Genomic DNA, 653 nt, shown 5'->3' with positions numbered 1-653 from the left:
AGATCATGATCCGCGCCGCCCACATCGCCCATCTGCGCCGGGAAAGCCCATTCGACGGCGGCATGCCACCCACACCGCCGACGATCTTGCGCGAGCGGCTGCTGGCCCAGCAGCAGGCCCGTGTCGAAGAACTCCGTCATGCCAAGTACGAAGGCATCCTGGACGGCAATTCAGCCATCACCGTTCTGCACGGTGAAGCGCGTTTCAAGGACGACCAGAGCCTTATCGTTAGTTTGAACGAGGGTGGCGAGCGCGTCGTGATGTTCGACCGCTGCCTGGTCGCCACGGGTGCCAGTCCGGCCATGCCGCCGATTCCGGGCCTGAAAGAGTCACCCTACTGGACTTCGACCGAGGCCTTGGTCAGCGACACCATTCCCGAACGCCTAGCCGTGATCGGCTCGTCGGTGGTCGCGCGGGAACTGGCGCAAGCCTTCGCCCGGCTGGGCAGCCAGGTCACGATCCTAGCTCGCAACACGCTGTTCTTCCGCGACGACCCGTCCATCGGCGAGGCCGTCACAGCGGCCTTCCGTGCCGAAGGGATCAAGGTACTGGAACACACGCAAGCCAGCCAGGTCGCGCATGTGAACGGCGAATTCGTGCTGACCACGGGACACGGGGAAGTACGTGCCGACAAGCTGCTGGTCGCTACCGGA

1 protein-coding gene is annotated in these 653 nt (G+C 64.3%); it reads left to right on the top strand.

What is annotated here, in order from left to right; genetic code table 11:
- Positions 1-653 (top strand): FAD-dependent oxidoreductase (locus R7Z77_RS26120; protein WP_318137147.1); only part of this gene is annotated, 653 nt, incomplete at both ends.

It is taken from the genome of Vibrio sp. 1401 (genome assembly GCF_033340295.1).
This window is presented reverse-complemented; position numbering and strand designations above follow the sequence as displayed.